The sequence below is a fragment of the Novosphingobium sp. FW305-C-30-35 genome, assembly GCF_058783135.1.
On the sequence record NZ_JBYSYJ010000001.1, the window covers coordinates 1,636,878 to 1,653,410 of the forward strand.

14 protein-coding genes are annotated in these 16,533 nt (G+C 64.0%); 7 read left to right on the forward strand and 7 right to left on the reverse strand.

The genetic code is table 11. The annotated features are described in order from the left end of the window. Window positions 1–21: 21 nt before the first annotated feature. Together rplJ and rplL are read left to right on the forward strand one after the other, a co-directional pair. Window positions 22–534 carry a 50S ribosomal protein L10 gene (gene rplJ / locus AC3WLM_RS08085; RefSeq protein WP_039337847.1) on the forward strand — a complete coding sequence of 171 codons (513 nt, stop codon included), beginning with the start codon at window positions 22–24 and terminating at the stop codon, window positions 532–534. Between the two features lie 72 nt (window positions 535–606). Next, window positions 607–981: a 50S ribosomal protein L7/L12 gene (rplL, locus tag AC3WLM_RS08090; RefSeq protein WP_039337844.1), complete on the forward strand. Its 375-nt coding sequence runs from the start codon at window positions 607–609 to the stop codon at window positions 979–981. Between the two features lie 70 nt (window positions 982–1,051). On the opposite strand, the gene AC3WLM_RS08095 is transcribed toward rplL, so the two are convergent. Beyond that, on the reverse strand, window positions 1,052–2,500 hold the full coding sequence (locus AC3WLM_RS08095; RefSeq protein ID WP_492477086.1) for an ATP-binding protein: 1,449 nt from the start codon (window positions 2,498–2,500) through the stop codon (window positions 1,052–1,054). 194 nt (window positions 2,501–2,694) lie between these two features. Here AC3WLM_RS08095 and AC3WLM_RS08100 point away from each other — a divergent pair, with 194 nt between their 5' ends. From AC3WLM_RS08100 to AC3WLM_RS08115, 4 genes are all read left to right on the forward strand, one after another. Beyond that, window positions 2,695–4,071 carry an MATE family efflux transporter gene (locus AC3WLM_RS08100; protein WP_492477087.1) on the forward strand — a complete coding sequence of 459 codons (1,377 nt, stop codon included), beginning with the start codon at window positions 2,695–2,697 and terminating at the stop codon, window positions 4,069–4,071. Window positions 4,072–4,222: 151 nt separating this feature from the next. Next, the gene (groES, locus tag AC3WLM_RS08105; RefSeq protein WP_039337841.1) at window positions 4,223–4,510 is read left to right on the forward strand and encodes a co-chaperone GroES; all 288 of its coding nucleotides are present in this window, start codon (window positions 4,223–4,225) and stop codon (window positions 4,508–4,510) included. A gap of 52 nt (window positions 4,511–4,562) precedes the next feature. Beyond that, window positions 4,563–6,206: a chaperonin GroEL gene (groL, locus tag AC3WLM_RS08110; protein ID WP_492477088.1), complete on the forward strand. Its 1,644-nt coding sequence runs from the start codon at window positions 4,563–4,565 to the stop codon at window positions 6,204–6,206. Between the two features lie 165 nt (window positions 6,207–6,371). Next, window positions 6,372–8,063 carry an ATP-binding protein gene (locus AC3WLM_RS08115; RefSeq protein WP_492477089.1) on the forward strand — a complete coding sequence of 564 codons (1,692 nt, stop codon included), beginning with the start codon at window positions 6,372–6,374 and terminating at the stop codon, window positions 8,061–8,063. Here AC3WLM_RS08115 and AC3WLM_RS08120 read toward each other — a convergent pair. The 6 genes from AC3WLM_RS08120 to AC3WLM_RS08145 form a co-directional block, all read right to left on the reverse strand. Next, on the reverse strand, window positions 8,050–8,586 hold the full coding sequence (locus AC3WLM_RS08120; RefSeq protein ID WP_492477090.1) for a GNAT family N-acetyltransferase: 537 nt from the start codon (window positions 8,584–8,586) through the stop codon (window positions 8,050–8,052). The two genes, AC3WLM_RS08115 and AC3WLM_RS08120, sit on opposite strands and share 14 nt — an antisense overlap. Further along, entirely contained in the window at window positions 8,583–9,788 is a 1,206-nt protein-coding gene (locus AC3WLM_RS08125) for a DUF445 domain-containing protein (RefSeq protein ID WP_062343481.1), read from the reverse strand. Before AC3WLM_RS08125 ends, AC3WLM_RS08120 begins: the two co-directional genes overlap by 4 nt. Window positions 9,789–9,895: 107 nt before the next feature. Next, on the reverse strand, window positions 9,896–13,093 hold the full coding sequence (locus AC3WLM_RS08130) for an efflux RND transporter permease subunit (RefSeq protein WP_039337838.1): 3,198 nt from the start codon (window positions 13,091–13,093) through the stop codon (window positions 9,896–9,898). 9 nt (window positions 13,094–13,102) lie between these two features. Continuing rightward, window positions 13,103–14,275, reverse strand: coding sequence for an efflux RND transporter periplasmic adaptor subunit (locus tag AC3WLM_RS08135; RefSeq protein WP_039337837.1), 1,173 nt, complete (start codon window positions 14,273–14,275; stop codon window positions 13,103–13,105). 331 nt (window positions 14,276–14,606) lie between these two features. Then, the gene (gene sciP, locus AC3WLM_RS08140) at window positions 14,607–14,906 is read right to left on the reverse strand and encodes a CtrA inhibitor SciP (RefSeq protein WP_039337836.1); all 300 of its coding nucleotides are present in this window, start codon (window positions 14,904–14,906) and stop codon (window positions 14,607–14,609) included. A gap of 1 nt (window position 14,907) precedes the next feature. Beyond that, window positions 14,908–15,240, reverse strand: a complete 333-nt coding sequence (locus AC3WLM_RS08145; protein ID WP_492477091.1) for a hypothetical protein — start codon at window positions 15,238–15,240, stop codon at window positions 14,908–14,910. 136 nt (window positions 15,241–15,376) lie between these two features. Between AC3WLM_RS08145 and mnmA the strand changes: the two genes are divergently transcribed. Continuing rightward, window positions 15,377–16,528 carry a tRNA 2-thiouridine(34) synthase MnmA gene (gene mnmA / locus AC3WLM_RS08150; protein WP_492477092.1) on the forward strand — a complete coding sequence of 384 codons (1,152 nt, stop codon included), beginning with the start codon at window positions 15,377–15,379 and terminating at the stop codon, window positions 16,526–16,528. Window positions 16,529–16,533 lie beyond the last annotated feature (5 nt).

Genomic DNA, 16,533 nt, shown 5'->3' on the forward strand with positions numbered 1-16,533 from the left:
TCACATGTGAAGGAGTATGGCATGGATCGTTCGCAGAAAGCCGATTCGGTCGCCTTCCTTAACGGCGTCTTCAGCGAGGCCGGCGCGGTGGTCATCACCCGCAACCTCGGCATGACGGTGGCCCAGTCCACCGCCCTGCGCACGAAGATCCGCGAAGCGGGCGCGACCTACAAGGTTGCGAAGAACAGTCTTGCCAAGCTTGCCGTCGCAGGCACCGATTACGAAGGTCTGGGTGATTTCTTCACCGGTCCGACCGCAATCGCCGCCTCTGTCGATCCGGTTGCTGCCGCCAAGGCAGTGGTCGAGTTCGCCAAGACCACCGACAAGATCGAAATCGTCGGTGGTGCAATGGGTTCGCAGGTTCTCAACGAAGCCGGGGTCAAGGCGCTCGCCTCCATGCCCAGCCTCGACGAGCTGCGCGGCACGCTTATCGGCCTCATCCAGGCTCCGGCCACGAAGATCGCCCAGCTCACGACTGCTCCGGCAGCCAAGCTGGCCCGCGTCTTCGGCGCCTACGCCAAGGAAGCCGCATAAGACCGTTCGTTCGATTTACGCTCGCCGCGCCACTCGGGCGCGTGGGCACCACAAGATCAGGAGTGAAATACCATGGCCGATATCGCCAAGCTCGTTGAAGAACTTTCGAAGCTGACCGTCCTCGAAGCCGCTGACCTCGCCAAGGCTCTCGAAGAAGCATGGGGCGTTTCCGCCGCTGCTGCTGTTGCCGTTGCTGCTGCTCCGGCTGGCGCTGCTGCTGAAGCCGCTGAAGAGAAGACCGAATTCGACGTCATCCTCACCGGCGACGGTGGCAAGAAGATCCAGGTCATCAAGGAAGTCCGCGCGATCACCAACCTGGGCCTGACCGAAGCCAAGGCGCTGGTCGAAGGCGCTCCGAAGGCGATCAAGGAAGGCGTGTCGAAGGCTGAAGCCGAAGACATCAAGAAGAAGATCGAGGAAGCCGGCGGCACCGTCGAAGTCAAGTAATCTTCTTCCGGTTTTCCGGACAAGTTACAGGGAAAGGCGGGGCATTCAGCTCCGCCTTTTTCGTTTGTGGTCAGTCCGTTGCGACGGGGACCCGCACGCAGACCAACAGCCCACCGCTTTCCGCGCGTGCGAACTTGATAGCGCCACCAAAGCGCTCAAGCAGACGATGTGCAGTGGGAATGCCAAGCCCGAAACCTGCCGTGTCGCGCGCCCGCGCGTCGTCGATGCGGTAGAACGGCGCAAGAATCCGTTCGAACTGGTCTTCGGAAATTCCCGGCCCATCATCGGCGATCAATACATGCCAGCGGCCTTGCGCATCCGGTTCGACGCAGACCTTTGCCTTGCCGCCATAATGCACGGCATTTTCGATCAGCGGGTGCAGGGCCATCAGCAAGGGCTCGCGCCAGGTGCAGATCATGGCCCCTGGCGTAACCTCGACCTCGGCCTTCCCTTCAAAGCTGCCCATGACAAGGTCCGTCACTGCGAGGCCGAGGTCCATCATGACCGCTTCAGGCGCAAGGTGCTGAGCCCTGAGGTAGCGCTGGAGAGACATCAGCATGGCTTCCATTTCGCTCGTGGCATCACGGACAAGGCCTGCAATCTCGGCATCGTCGATCAGGTCGGCGGCTATGGTCACGCGCGAGAGGGGCGTGCGCAGATCATGGCTGATGGCCTCGAACGATCGCGCCTGATCCTCGAGCATCGCCGCGATGCGCTCCTGCATGGCATTCATCGACCGGGCGAGACTGCGCAGGTCGTCGGGGCCGCTTTCGCGCACCGGCACGACCTGCCCCTTGCCGATCGCGTCGGCGGCGTCGGTCAGTTCGCGCAAGGGCCGGGTGATGATGCGCAGCGACCACAGCGACAGGGCAAAGCCGACTACGGCCGTGATCAGCGTCAATACCGTGGCGCGCAGGGCAATCGGCCAGCCCGAGGTCACGTCGCGCGAACGGAAGTTGAGCCAATGCCCGTCTCGAAGCCGCATCGCTCCGACGAGATTGCCGTAGCCCAAGCGCGACGGCTCAAGTCCGAGCATGATCTGCTGCCCGGCCAGGGTGGGCTCCCAGCGCAGAATGTGCCCCCGGATCTCGCTGACAGCTTCGTCCTCGCGACCGACCAGCGCCTGTGGCGAGTTGGACAGCGCGACTTCCAGGTGGCTCGTGCTCATGATCGTGCCGAGTGCGTCCGGATGCAGTTCGTGCACGCGGTTGCTGACCACGAGCAGTTCGGCAACGCGCCGAGCGTGATCCTCGCGCAGCGTCTCCTTGTCGATGACATCGTAGAAGGCGAGGCTCGCCACGGCCTGGACGGCGGCCATGACCAGCAGAAGCGTCGCTGCGCGCACCGCCAGTCGCGACAGATTCGGTCCATGCGGCGGATGCGCATCGACAAGCGCGCGAAGGCGACCGATGCCGCCTTGCGCCCGCGCCGCCGGTTTGCGTGCCATGCGCAGCCGGTCTGCCCATTGGCCGAACCCTTCCATCAGCAGAACGCTGTCACTGACCGGGGAGTGGGTCAACCATTGCCGCCACGCGGACATGATTTGTGACATCAAGCCGCATGAAATCCACATATATCATGGATTTGTGACGGCGCTTGGCTCATGGCGGAGTTTCTGCCCACGGCCCTTGGACCGCGTGGCGCCATGGCCTGCCGCGACTCGGTCACACAGCGCTTTCCTTCCGGGCCCCCCGGCCCTACACCGCGCGTCCCATGTTTGAACGGCCGCCTCACAGATGGATCGACGAACTGCGGGCGATGCTGCGGCTCGCCGCGCCGCTTGTCGGTGCCAACCTCCTGCAGATGGCAGTCTTCGCGGTCGATGTCGTGTTCGTGGCGCGGCTCGGGCCGGAAGCGCTGGCAGCCTCGTCGCTGTCGGTTTCGCTGTTCGGTCTGCTGGTATGGAGCCTGACGGGCCTCGTCGGTGCCGCATCGCCACTGATCGCGGCGGAACTTGGGCGAAGGCGGCACGCAGTTCGCGAAGTGCGCCGCACGGTGCGCATGGCTGCCTGGGCTGGCCTGCTTGCCTCCCTCGTCGCGATCGGTGTGTGCATGCTCGGCGGGCCCCTGATGCGCATCACCGGGCAGGACCCTGGCGTGATCGCGCGCGCCGTTCCCTTCCTGCAGGTGCTGATGTGGGCCGCGATTCCCGCAGTCCTTGCAGCGCTTCTCCGCACCGTCGTGGCAACGCTCGGCAGGCCCGGCATCGGCACCGCGATCACCGGCATGGCGGTGGCGATCAATGCTCTGGGAAACTGGCTCTTCGTCTTCGGCCACATGGGGGCGCCCGAACTGGGCCTGCTTGGTTCCGCGATCTCCAGCGTGTTGACCAGCGTGGCGATGCTGCTGGCGTTCGTCGTCGTGATACGCTTCGATCGAAGGCTCCACCGCTATCGCCTGCTTGGCCGGTGGTGGAAGCCCGAATGGACGCGGTTCGCGGATGTTCTGAAGATCGGCCTGCCGATCTGCGGCACGATCATCGCCGAGGCCGGCATGTTCAACGGCGCGGCCTTCCTGATGGGCAGAATCGGCGAAGTCGAGCTGGCCGCACATACGCTGGCCCTGCAATTCGCGGCAATCGCCTTTCAGGTACCGTTTGGCGTCGGCCAGGCGGCGACGATCCGCGTCGGCCTCGCTTATGGCGCGGGCGACAACCCGGCCATCGCCCTAGCTGGCCGGGTGGCGACTCAACTCGGCATTGGCTTCATGGCCCTGTCGGCCGCCGTCATGCTGCTGTTCCCGCTTCAGCTCCTGCAGCTCTACATTGACCCTGCTGCCCCACAGAACGCGACGGTCGTGGCGCTGGCACGGCAGTACATGATGGTTGCAGCTGCATTCCAGCTGTTCGATGGCGCGCAGGCAGTCGGCGCCAGCCAGCTGCGGGGATTGCAGGACACCCGCGTGCCAATGCTCATCGCAATCTTCGGCTACTGGGTGCCAGGCGTGGGCACGGCGCTGGGCTTGGGTCTGTTTACCGGCTTTGGTGGCTTGGGCGTGTGGTTCGGCCTGCTTGTCGGGCTGATCTTCGTTGCCGGACTGATGCACTGGCGCTGGGCAAACCGCGCGAAGCTGGGGCTCCTGCCGGCCTGAAGGTGCGCTTCGCCGATTTGTTCATCTGCGTGAAAAGAATCTGCGCCACACCCATTGACGCCCCTTCCACCGGCACCCATATGCCGCCCGCTGGCACTCTCGCCTTGAGAGTGCCAAGGCTCATTTTTTAACTTGGAAGAGGGAGCAACCCATGACTTTCCGTCCGCTGCACGATCGCGTGCTCGTACGCCGCGTCGAAGCCGAGGAAAAGACTGCCGGCGGGATCATCATCCCCGACAGCGCCAAGGAAAAGCCCGCTGAGGGCGAGATCGTCGCCACCGGCACCGGCGCTCGCGCCGAAAACGGCACGATCACCCCGCTCGACGTCAAGGTCGGCGACCGCGTCCTGTTCGGCAAGTGGTCCGGCACCGAAGTCAAGGTTTCGGGCGAGGACCTGCTGATCATGAAGGAATCGGACATCCTGGGCGTGATCGGCTGAGCCGAACCCCGGATTTCCTGAATCAACTCAAAGACATTCAAAGGAACGAGAAATGGCTGCCAAGGACGTACGCTTTTCGCGCGACGCTCGTGAACGCATTCTGCGCGGCGTCGACATCCTCGCCGACGCGGTGAAGGTCACGCTGGGCCCCAAGGGCCGCAACGTCGTGATCGACAAGAGCTTCGGCGCGCCCCGCATCACCAAGGACGGTGTTTCGGTGGCCAAGGAAATCGAACTCAAGGACAAGTTCGAGAACATGGGCGCCCAGATGCTGCGCGAAGTGGCCTCGAAGGCCAATGACGCAGCCGGTGACGGCACCACCACCGCGACCGTTCTCGCCCAGGCGATCGTTCGCGAAGGCATGACCGCGGTTGCTGCGGGCATGAACCCGATGGACCTCAAGCGCGGCATCGACATCGCCGTCGGCAAGGTCGTCGAGAACCTCAAGGCGCGTTCGACCCCGGTCGCAGGCTCGGCCGAAATCGCCCAGGTCGGCATCATCTCGGCCAATGGTGACACCGAAGTCGGCCAGAAGATCGCCGAGGCGATGGAAAAGGTCGGCAAGGAAGGCGTGATCACCGTGGAAGAGGCCAAGGGCCTCGAATTCGAACTCGATGTCGTCGAAGGCATGCAGTTCGACCGCGGCTACCTCTCGCCTTACTTCATCACCAACCCGGAAAAGATGACGGTCGAGCTCGAGAACCCGTACATCCTGATCCACGAGAAGAAGCTCTCGTCGCTCCAGGCGATGCTGCCGATCCTCGAAGCGGTTGTGCAGTCGGGCCGCCCGCTGCTGATCATCGCCGAAGACATCGAAGGCGAAGCGCTGGCGACCCTCGTCGTCAACAAGCTGCGCGGTGGCCTCAAGATCGCTGCCGTCAAGGCTCCGGGCTTCGGTGACCGTCGCAAGGCCATGCTGGGCGACATCGCCACGCTGACCGCCGGCGAAATGATCTCCGAAGACCTCGGCATCAAGCTGGAGAGCGTCACGCTCGCCATGCTCGGCCAGGCCAAGAAGGTCACCATCGACAAGGACAACACCACGATCGTCGACGGTGCCGGTTCGGCCGACGAGATCAAGGCCCGCGTCGAGCAGATCCGTGCGCAGATCGAAGTCACCACTTCGGACTACGACCGTGAGAAGCTGCAGGAGCGTCTGGCCAAGCTTGCTGGCGGCGTTGCCGTCATCAAGGTCGGCGGTGCGACCGAAGTCGAAGTGAAGGAGCGCAAGGACCGCGTCGACGACGCTCTCCACGCCACCCGCGCTGCGGTTGAGGAAGGCATCGTTTCGGGCGGCGGTACCGCGCTGCTCTATGCGACCAAGGCTCTCGACGGCCTCAAGGGCGCCAACGACGACCAGACCAAGGGCATCGACATCGTGCGCCGCGCGATCCAGGCCCCGATCCGTCAGATCGCTGCAAACGCGGGTCACGACGGTGCTGTCGTCGCCGGCAACCTGCTGCGCGAGAACGACGAGAACCAGGGCTTCAACGCCGCGACCGACACCTATGAGAACCTCAAGGCTGCCGGCGTGATCGACCCGACCAAGGTCGTCCGCACTGCCCTGCAGGACGCTGCCTCGGTCTCGGGCCTGCTGATCACCACCGAAGCGGCGATCAGCGAGAAGCCGGACGACAAGCCCGCGATGCCGCCGATGGGCGGTGGCATGGGCGGCATGGGCGGCATGGACTTCTAAGTCCACGCCTGTTCAAGCTGACACAAATTGGGCCGGAAGGAGCAATCCTTCCGGCCTTTTTCGTATTCCCACCCCTTTTGGCAGGACGCGGGAACAAGCTGCGATGAACTGCGTTTGGCATGCGATGGACTGCGCCCAATCCTGCTCGCCTGAATCGACCCATCCGTGAAAGACGGCGTCGCCGTAGCGGATCCGTCTTTCCGCGCGCCCGCTGTCGGCCATGAGATCTATCGCATCCTGTTCGAGAACATGGACGATGGCTTTTGCGTCATCAAGTTCCTCGATGGGCCCCACGGCCCCCTCAGTGACTATGTCCACGTCCTAGCCAACCCTGCTTACGAGCGGCACACCGGAATTCCGAACGTGGTCGGACAGCACTTGCGCGACATGGTGCCTGACGAGGCCGATGACTGGATCGCCTTCTACGGCAAGGTGCTGCACACGGGCGAGCCAATCCGGTTCCGCAACGAATTGGTCGCAACCAACCGCCACCTCGAGGTTTCGTCGTTCCGCATCGGCACGTTCGAGGATCGGCTGGTCGCGGTCCTGTTCAAGGACGTGACCGAGAGGGTCCGGGCCGAAGGTGCCTTGCACCAGCTCAATGAAACGCTCGAACAGCGGATTGCCGATGCGCTCGCGCAGCGTGAGCAGGCCGAGAACGCCCTGCGCCAGGCGCAGAAAATGGAAGCGGTGGGCCAGTTGACCGGTGGCCTCGCGCACGATTTCAACAACCTCCTGGCAGGTATAACCGGCGCGTTCGAGCTGGTAGGCCGGCGCGTGAACCAAGGCCGCAGTGACGAGGTGCCACGCTATGTCGAAGCAGGGCTTGGCGCCGCACAACGCGCTGCAGCACTGACCCACAGGTTGCTTGCGTTTTCACGGCGCCAGACCCTCTCGCCGCGGGCAACGCATGCCAATCGCCTCATCGAAGACTTCATCGAACTCGTCCGGCGCACCATGGGGCCGCAGATCGCCGTGCAGACTGATCTCGATCCTGCACTCTGGCTCGCGCTGGTAGACGCCAACCAGCTCGAGAACGCACTGCTCAATCTGTGCATCAATGCCCGCGACGCGATGCCGGACGGCGGCACGCTTGCCATTTCGACGCTCAATCTCACGCTGGACGAGGACGATGCGCGAAGCCGCGGTCTTCCATCCGGTGACTACATGACGATCACCGTGTCCGACTCCGGCGTGGGCATTGCCGACGAAGATCTCGACCGCGTGTTCGAACCCTTCTTCACGACCAAGCCCACGGGCAAGGGAACAGGCCTGGGCCTGTCAATGGTCTACGGCTTTGCACGCCAGAGCAACGGCATTGTCCGGATCCGTTCGACGCAGGGCGTGGGCACGCAAGTGCGGATCTACCTGCCGAGGCACGATGCTGCGCTTGAAGATGTCGTGGAGCACGCAGACATCCGTGGCCTCGATACGCCGCCCGATGCCACCGTGCTGGTCGTGGACGACGAACCTACCGTGCGCATGATGATGCTCGACGCGCTGGCCATGATCGGCATGCGCTGCATCGAAGCTGCCGATGGCGCAGCGGCGCTCGCCGTGCTTGATCGCTACCCCGATATCGATCTGCTTGTCACCGACGTGGGCCTGCCAGGCGGACTCAACGGCCGACAGGTTGCCGACGAGGCGCGCCGCCGCTTGCCGGATCTCGGCGTGCTGTTCGTGACAGGTTACGCCGACAGCGTAGTGCTGCAGAACGATGCCCGTCTGGAGGATCGAACCGCGGTCCTGACCAAGCCCTTCCCGATCGAGGAACTCCAGCGACAGGCCGCGCGCCTGCTCGCCGGCAATCTAGCCGATCCCTCTGCGGTGCCGTTTCCCGCAGTCAGCTCTCTATGACCCGCTCGTAAAGGTCGACAGCCGCTTCGTCCTCGAAGATATGTTCGTCATAACGAACGAAGCCAAGACGCTCGGCCAGTCGCACGGACGAATGGTTCTCAGGCTCGATCATGCAAGCGATGCGGCGCGGCTCGTGAGTGCGGTCGAACCAGTCCAGCGCCGCCTCCATGCCTTCTCGTGCATAGCCACGGCCCCAGAAGGGCCGCGCCACGATCCACCCTGCCTCGACCACGTCATCAAGCCCCTTGCCGAAGCCGCGCAGTGAATGGAACAGGCCCATTTGCCCGACGAAGACATTGCTGCCCTTCTCGTGCACGAGAAACATGCCGTAACCGTACAGTTGCCATGAGCCAGCGCCGCGCAGGGCACGCGAAAACATGTCTGTGGTAGGGTCTTCCGGCCGAGGCCCGAGGAAGCGATGTACTTCGGGATCGGCGACAAGATCGCGCAGGAGAAGATAATCGTCGCGACCCGGCACTCTGAGGATCAGCCGATCCGTCTCCAACTGCGGCAGCTCGTTCACAACATTACGTCCATCGCATGCAACACGAGGCCAACCAGTCCGCCGACCAGGGTGCCGTTTATGCGGATGAACTGCAGGTCCCGGCCGACCGCCCCCTCGATGCGATCAGTCACGGTGCGGGCGTCCCACCGCTTCACGGTTTCGGACACGAGCCGCACGATCTGCGCGCCGTAGCGTGTCGACACGCCGACCAGCGTCCGCCGGGCAAAGCGATTGACCACCTTCTGCAGTCGCACATCGCGCTGCAGCGCATTGCCAAGCTCGGCAAGGCTTGCCCCCAACTGGCCGCCCAGCGCGCCGCGCGGGTTGCGGACGACCTGCAGGAGGCGCATCCTGCCACGTTCCCACAATCCGTCCAGCCACCGGCCGAATGCCGGATTGGCCAGCACCTCGTGCTTCATCCGTTCGACCTTCGCGCGCATATCGGCGTCGTTCACCAGATCGTCGGCAAGCGTTGCCAGACCTTCCTCGATCTTGCGGCGCAACGGGTGGTCGGGGACGACCAGCGTTTCAGCCAGAAGCTTGTAAAGGCCATCGAGGATGGCATTCGCCAGCTTTTCATCAAGGCCTGTCCAGCGCAGGATCGTGTTGGCGCGCTCGTGAATGGTTGACTGGATGAGAGGCTCGTTTGCCTCGATCGTCTCTGCAGCCTTGCGGATCAGGCTTTCGATGACCGGCATGTGCCGCCCATCGGCGATTGCCGCGCCCAGCAGCTGGCCCAGCAATGGCGCCAGTTCCAGCTTCTCCAGCTGCGTCCGCAATGCGCCCTTGGCAAGACCGCCAAGTTCATCGGGATCGAGCGATTCCAGCACATCGGCCAGCAACCCTGCCGCCCCATCGCGCAAGCGGCTTTCCCCCGTCCGCGGATCGGACAGAAACGCACCGGCGGCGGCGGCGGCGTTGACCGCCCCCATGCGGCGCGCGACAACCTGCGGAGTCAGGAAATTGGCCTGCAGGAACGATGCCATCGTATCGGCAATGCGGTCCTTGTTTTCGGGTATGATCGCCGTGTGCGGGATTGGCAGCCCCAGCGGATGCCGAAACAGCGCGGTTACCGCAAACCAGTCCGCCAGGCCACCGACCATCGCCGCCTCGGCAAAAGCCCGGATAAAGCCGATTGCCGGATGCAGTCCCTCATACCGTCGGGTGGCAACATAGATCAGCGCCATCGCCACCAGCAGGCAGGTGGCGACGATACGCATCCGCCGGGCACGATCAACCACCATTGGCATTGCGCGCCCTCTACCGATGCGGACGGGTCCGCTGGGGTTCGAAGGCGCTGCTTCGACGGGCTGTTGCGATCTGGCGGTCACTCCGCCGGAAATGCCTCGTGCTGCGGTTCGTTCCGCGTGGCTGGTACAATCGGCTTGGCAACGGGCCTTGGTGCCGGCTCATGCCCGAGAACCTTGCGGGCGAGCCATGGCCCGACGCGCTTCTCGAGACCGTCGGCAAGGCTGAAGCCCGCCGGCACGATCAGCAGGGTCAAGGCCGTGGACAGCGTGAGCCCGCCGATCACCACGACGCCCATCGGAGCACGCCATCCACCATCGCCGCCGACCGAAACCGCGGTCGGGATCATGCCGGCAACCATGGCCACGGTGGTCATGATGATCGGCTGCGCACGCTTGTGCCCGGCTTCGGTAATGGCCTCGAGCTTGGCCTTCCCGGTGGCCATCTCCTCGATTGCGAAGTCGATCAGCAGGATCGAGTTCTTCGCAACGATGCCGAACAGCATGAGAATGCCGATGAACACGGGCAGAGACAGCGCCTGCCCCATCAGTCCGATCGCCAGCAAGCCGCCCAGCGGGGCGAGGAACAGCGACCCCATGTTCACCAGCGGCGAGATGAAGCGGTGGTAGAGCAGCACCAGTACCGAGAATACCAGCAAGATGCCCGAAGCGACGGCGATGACGAAATTGTACATCAGCTCGGCCTGGAACTTGTCTTCGCCCGCCGCAGTGTTGGAAACGCCCTGCGGCAGATTTCGCATTACGGGCAGCTTCGCGATGGCGTTCATTGCATCGCCCTTGACCACGCCCGGAGGCAAGTCCGCACCGACAAAGACGCGGCGGCTCTGGTTGTAGCGCTGGATCTGCGTCGGCCCCGAACCGAATTCGATCTCGGCCACGCGCGACAGCGGAACCGATCCACCCGAAGCGGTCGGAACCGGCAGGTTCTCCAGCGTCGAAAGGTCCCGGCGCGAGGCTTCCGGCAACTTCACACGAATCGGAACCTGGCGATCGGACAGCGAGAACTTGGCGCTGTTCTGGTCGATTTCGCCCTGAGTCGCGATGCGGATCACCTGGCTCAGCGTCTGCGTTGTCACGCCGAGGCTCGCCGCAAGATCAAGCCTTGGCTTGATGATCACTTCAGGCCGGCGCAAGTCGGCACTGATGCGCGGTGCCACGACGAGCGGCAGCGTGCTCATCTGATCGACCAGCGTCTGTGCGGTCTTCTGCAGCAATTCTGGATCGGACCCGGCCAGCATGATGCTGATCGGTCGGCCCGAACCGCCACCGGGACCGCTCGGCCCCTGGGCCTGGAAGTTCGCCCGGATGTCCGAGATGGACTGCAATTGCGGGGTCAGTTCGCGTTCGAAGACCAGGCTCGTCCGTTCGCGGTCGGGCCGGAGGTTGACATAGATGTTGCCGCGCCCCTCCCGCACCGAGGCCAGCTGCGATTCCACCTCGGGCTGCTTGGCGAGCAGGTCGACGACCTCGCCCACCTTGCGCTCGGTCTGTTGCAAGGTCGTGCCCGGGACCATTTCGATGGTGACCGTGCTCGAATCGCTGTCGGCGTCGGGGAAGAACTGTGCCGGGATCGACATGAACATGACGATGGTCAGCACGAAGGCACCGGCCCCGATGCCCATCATCCACAACCGGTGGTCGCGCAAGCGCGCGCGGAAGCGGCGGCGCGGATGCTCGGCGCGGTAGGCCCTCGCCTTCGAGGTATCGAGCGACCAGCCCAGCACCTTCATGTACTTGTCCATCCACGGCCCGCTGCCATGCTCCGCCTCGCCGTGCGCCTGCAGGAAATAGGCCGCGATCATCGGGGTGATCATGCGCGCGACCAGCAGCGAGAACAGGACCGAGATGACCACGGTCAGGCCGAAGTTCTTGAAGAACTGGCCGGATACGCCGGGCATGAGCGCCACGGGAAAGAACACGGCTACGATGGAGAACGTCGTCGCCACAACCGCGAGACCGATTTCGTCGGCGGCGTCGATCGCCGCCTGATAGGCGGTCTTGCCCATTCGCATGTGTCTGACGATATTCTCGATCTCGACGATCGCGTCATCGACCAGTACGCCCGCGACAAGCCCCAGCGCCAGAAGCGACATCTGGTTGAGCGTGAAGCCCATCAGGTCAAGGACCCAGAACGTGGGGATCGAAGACAGGGGAATGGCCAGCGCCGACACGATCGTCGCGCGCCAGTCCCTCAGGAACAGGAACACCACGACCACCGCCAGGACAGCGCCTTCGACCATCGCGTTCATCGACGAACGGTACTGATCCTTGGTCTGGATGACCGAGGTAAACAGGAGCTCGAAGTGGATCTTGCCGCCCTGCTCCTGCTTGATCTTCTCCATTTCCTTGAGCGCACCGTCATAGACGGACACGTCGGACTCCGCGCGCGCACGCGAAAACGAGAAGGTCACGACAGGCTTGCCGTTGAACTTCGCGATCGAGGTCAGTTCGCTATAGGAATCGCTGACATCGGCAACGTCGGCCAAACGCACCGTGCGATTGCCGCTGAGGCTGATCTCGGTCTGCGACAGTTCGTACGCGGTCTTCGCATTGCCGAGGACGCGAACCGACTGGCGCGAGCCGGCCACTTCGGTCTTGCCGCCTGCCGCGTTGATGTTGACCTGGCGCAGCGCTGCATTGACCTGGCTTGCAGTGACGCCGAGGCTTGTCATCTTCATCGGATCGAGCGTGACGGCAATCTCGCGATTGACCCCGCCCGAACGGCTGACCTCGGCCATGCCGGGCACGGTCAGCAGGCGCTTGGCGATCGTATCGTCAATGAACCACGAGAGCTGCTCGATGGTCATGTCGTCCGCCGCGACCGCGAAGTAGGCAATCGGGTTGGATGAGGTCTCGACCTTGAACACCTGCGGCTCGAGGATGCCCTCGGGCAGGTCGGAACGGATCTGATCGACCTTGTTCTTGACCTCGTTGACCGCGGCGTTGATGTCTTGGCCGATCTTGAACTGGACCTGCGTCTGGCTGCTGCCTTCGGAGGCAGTCGACGTCAGCGTGTCGACACCGGCGATCGATCGCACGGCCGATTCGACACGCTGCGTGATCTGGTTCTCGATCTCCGTCGGAGCAGCGCCGGGCTGGCTGATCTGCACGATGACGACCGGGAATTCGATGTCCGGGTTGTCCTGGACCTTCATCTGCATGAACGAGACGAGGCCAGCGAGCGTGAGCCCGAGGAACAGGACGATGGGTACGACCGGGTTGCGGATGCACCAGGCCGAGATGTTCTGGAAGTTCATCGCCAGCCCTTATTTCTGAACGACCGGCCGGACCTTGTCCCCCGGATTGAGGAAGCCGCCGGCCCGCAGCACCACCCGCTCGCGGCCCGAAAGGCCCTCGACGACGGCGATGCCCTTCGCACTGACCTGACCGGTCTTCACCGGGCGGCGAACCGCCTTGTCATCCTGGTCGATGACGAAGACGTAGGACCCCTTATCGTCGCTGAGGATGGCCGATTCCGGCAGAAGCGGCGCGTTCGTTGTCCCGGAAACCAGCGTTGCGGTGGCAAAGCCGCCGGGGCGCAGGACCTTGTCGTAGGCAAGGGCAATGCGCGCGATCCCTTCGCGACTGGTCTGGTCGATCGTCGGCGAGAGTTGCCAGACCTGACCCGAGAACTTGCGGTCGGTGCCGACAGGCGTGACTTCCGCGCTCGCGCCCACCGCAAGACGCGCAAGGTCGGATTCCGAAAGGCGGGCCTGCATTTCCATCTGCCCGTCACGCGCCATGGAAAACAGAACGCCAGAACCCGGGGTAACGATCTGGCCCGGTTCGGCCGCACGCGTCAGGACAAGACCCGCCGCCGGCGCGACGATATTCAGACGCGCAGCGCGGGCACCGAGTTCGCCAAGGCTGGCCCTTGCCACCCGCACCCGTGCATTGGCGGCATCGCGGGTGGCGGTGAGCCGGTCGATGTCTGCCTTTGAGATAAATCCGCGCTCCACCAGCTTCAGCGCACGATCGAGGTTGGCCTGTGCCAGCCGGGCATCGGCGGCGGCCACTTCGACATTGGCGGCCTGGCTCGCGATCTGCTGGCCCTGGACCGACCGGTCGATCACAGCGAGAACCTGGCCTGCACGGACCCAGTCGCCCGCATCCACCAGCACCTGCACGATCTGCCCGCCTTCCCCGGCAACCCCGACCGGCATCTCGCGCCGCGCGGCAATCGTGCCGCTGGCCGTGATGGTTCCAGCGATGGTGGTGGTACCGGGCACCACGACGGTCACGACCTGCGCCTGCGATTCCTGCGCATCGGCAGCGGCATTGCCATCGCCCCGGTGCATGAGAAACCACGCTGCTGCCAGAACCGCCAGAACCGCTGCACCGATGATCCAGATGCGTCGGGACGACAGCCGACCATCGCCCTCTCCGTCAAAAGCGGGCGAGACGGTATTGTCGGCGTTGATCGTCGTTTCGTAGTTCATGTTCGTCAATGCCTTCGTCCCGCGGCGGGGCGAGGGCAGGCCCCTTGAAATTCGAGTAGGTGTGTTACATTCATAACGCACTTGCCGCAAGCATGCGGCACCGCCGTATGGCAGGTCATTGCATTGCAATAGCTACCCTTCCGACGAGGCGCAATTCCGTCTCGACGAAGGACTTATGCCGAAATGGACACCGTGTCTTTCTTGCACCTGTAACTTTTTGTAACCCGCCGGATACCTTTGCAGTGCAAGCGAACAACGGAACAGATGCCCCAAAGAACAACGGCCGCCTCCCGAAGGAAGCGGCCGCCGCGGATGGAGCTGGTTGTTGCGATCAATACTTGAGCTGTCGCTCGTACAGGTCGCGATAATGCTGGATCCGGGTCACGCGCAGGCCCTGCATGCCCGAGCGGTCGACCGCGCGCTGCCACGATGCGAACTCCTCGAGCGTGAGGTTGTAGCGCTCGCAGACCTCGTCGATGGTCAGGAGCCCGCCGTTCACTGCCGCTACGACTTCCGCCTTGCGCCGGACCACCCAGCGCGTGGTGTTGGCAGGCGGCAGACTGTCGAGCGTCAGGGGTTCGCCGAGCGGGCCGATGACTTGTGCCGGACGGATTTTCTGGTTCTCGATCATGTCAGCCTCGTGCTTCGGCGCGGCCTTGCCGCGTCACGGTCATATCGGCGGCGAATGTGCCCAGTCCTGCTTTGCCATTCGCTGAAGACTTAAGGTTAACGACCCGTTCATGCGGTGGATTGCCCCATACGTTCGACGCAATGAAGGCGGCGGTGAGTCTGTGGAAACTGCCACCTTCCTCGGCGAGCCCATCTTCGCCTTCCGCACACATCGATCGGCGCAGATCCTGCGTTGCGGCGATGCGGGCGCACAGCCCGTGCCACGACAGCGGACGCAACCCGGACCCGGCTGTCGAAACCGTATCGCCGCCGAAAAACGCCGCATGATCGTTCAAACTCATATCCATCGCGGTGCTTCTAGGCGCGAGATGGCTAAGGTCCGGTAAAGGCGCCGTTTAATTGTTGTTTATCTTGTGACGGTCCGAATCCGTGTTCCTGCCGCACGCTTTGCGCTGCGGCGCCAAACCGACTATGGCGCGCCTCATGCTCGACACGGCAACACTTCCAGACCTCTTCGACCTGCCGCAACCGGTCAAGGCGCGGCGCATCGTCGTTGCCATGTCCGGCGGCGTCGACAGTTCGGTCGTGGCGGGAATTGCTGCGGCAAGCGGGGCCGAAGTGATCGGCATTACCCTGCAACTTTACGATTATGGCGCGGCGACCGGGCGCAAGGGCGCATGCTGCGCCGGTGACGACATCCGCGATGCACGTGCCGTGGCCGACCGCCTGGGCATCGCCCACTACGTCTTCGACCACGAATCCAGCTTCCGCGAGGAAGTCGTCGAGCGCTTTGCCGATGATTATCTCAACGGTCGGACTCCGATTCCCTGCGTTCGCTGCAACATGGGACCGAAGTTTACCGATCTTCTGGCGATGGCCCGCGAATTGGGTGCAGATTGCCTGGCGACCGGTCACTACGTGCGCCGCGTGGTCGGTGCCGACGGCCCCGAACTCCACCGTGCGTTCGATCCGGCGCGCGACCAGTCCTACTTTCTCTATGGCACGACCGAGGCCCAGCTCGATTTCCTGCGTTTCCCGCTGGGCGGCCTGCCGAAGACCGAAACGCGCCGCATCGCCGAGGACATGGGCCTCGTCGTCGCCGCCAAGCCCGACAGCCAGGACATCTGCTTCGTGCCGGATGGCGACTATGCGAAGATCGTGCGGTCGGTCCGGCCCGAAGGCGACGCGCCCGGCGAGATCGTCCATGCTGCCAGTGGCGAAGTGCTCGGGCACCATCGCGGCATCATCCACTATACCGTGGGCCAGCGGCGCGGCCTCGAGATCGGCGGACAGCCCGAACCGCTCTACGTGATCGGTCTCGATGCGCCGCAGCGCCGCGTGCTGGTGGGGCCGCGTCCGATGCTGGCAGTCAGCCGCGCGAAGATCACGGAAACCAACCGCATCGGTCCGCTCCCGGCGGGACCGCTGACGGCAAAGGTGCGCTCGCTGGCAAAGCCCGTACCGGTCGAACTGGAAGGTCCGTTCGGTGAAGGCGCCAGCGCAACGATCCGCTTCCTGCAGCCCGAATACGGCGTCGCTCCGGGGCAGGCCGCAGTGCTCTATGCGGGCGAGCGGGTGGTCGGCGGGGGCTGGATCGATTCGACCGAGCGTTGGGACGCCTGAAGCTT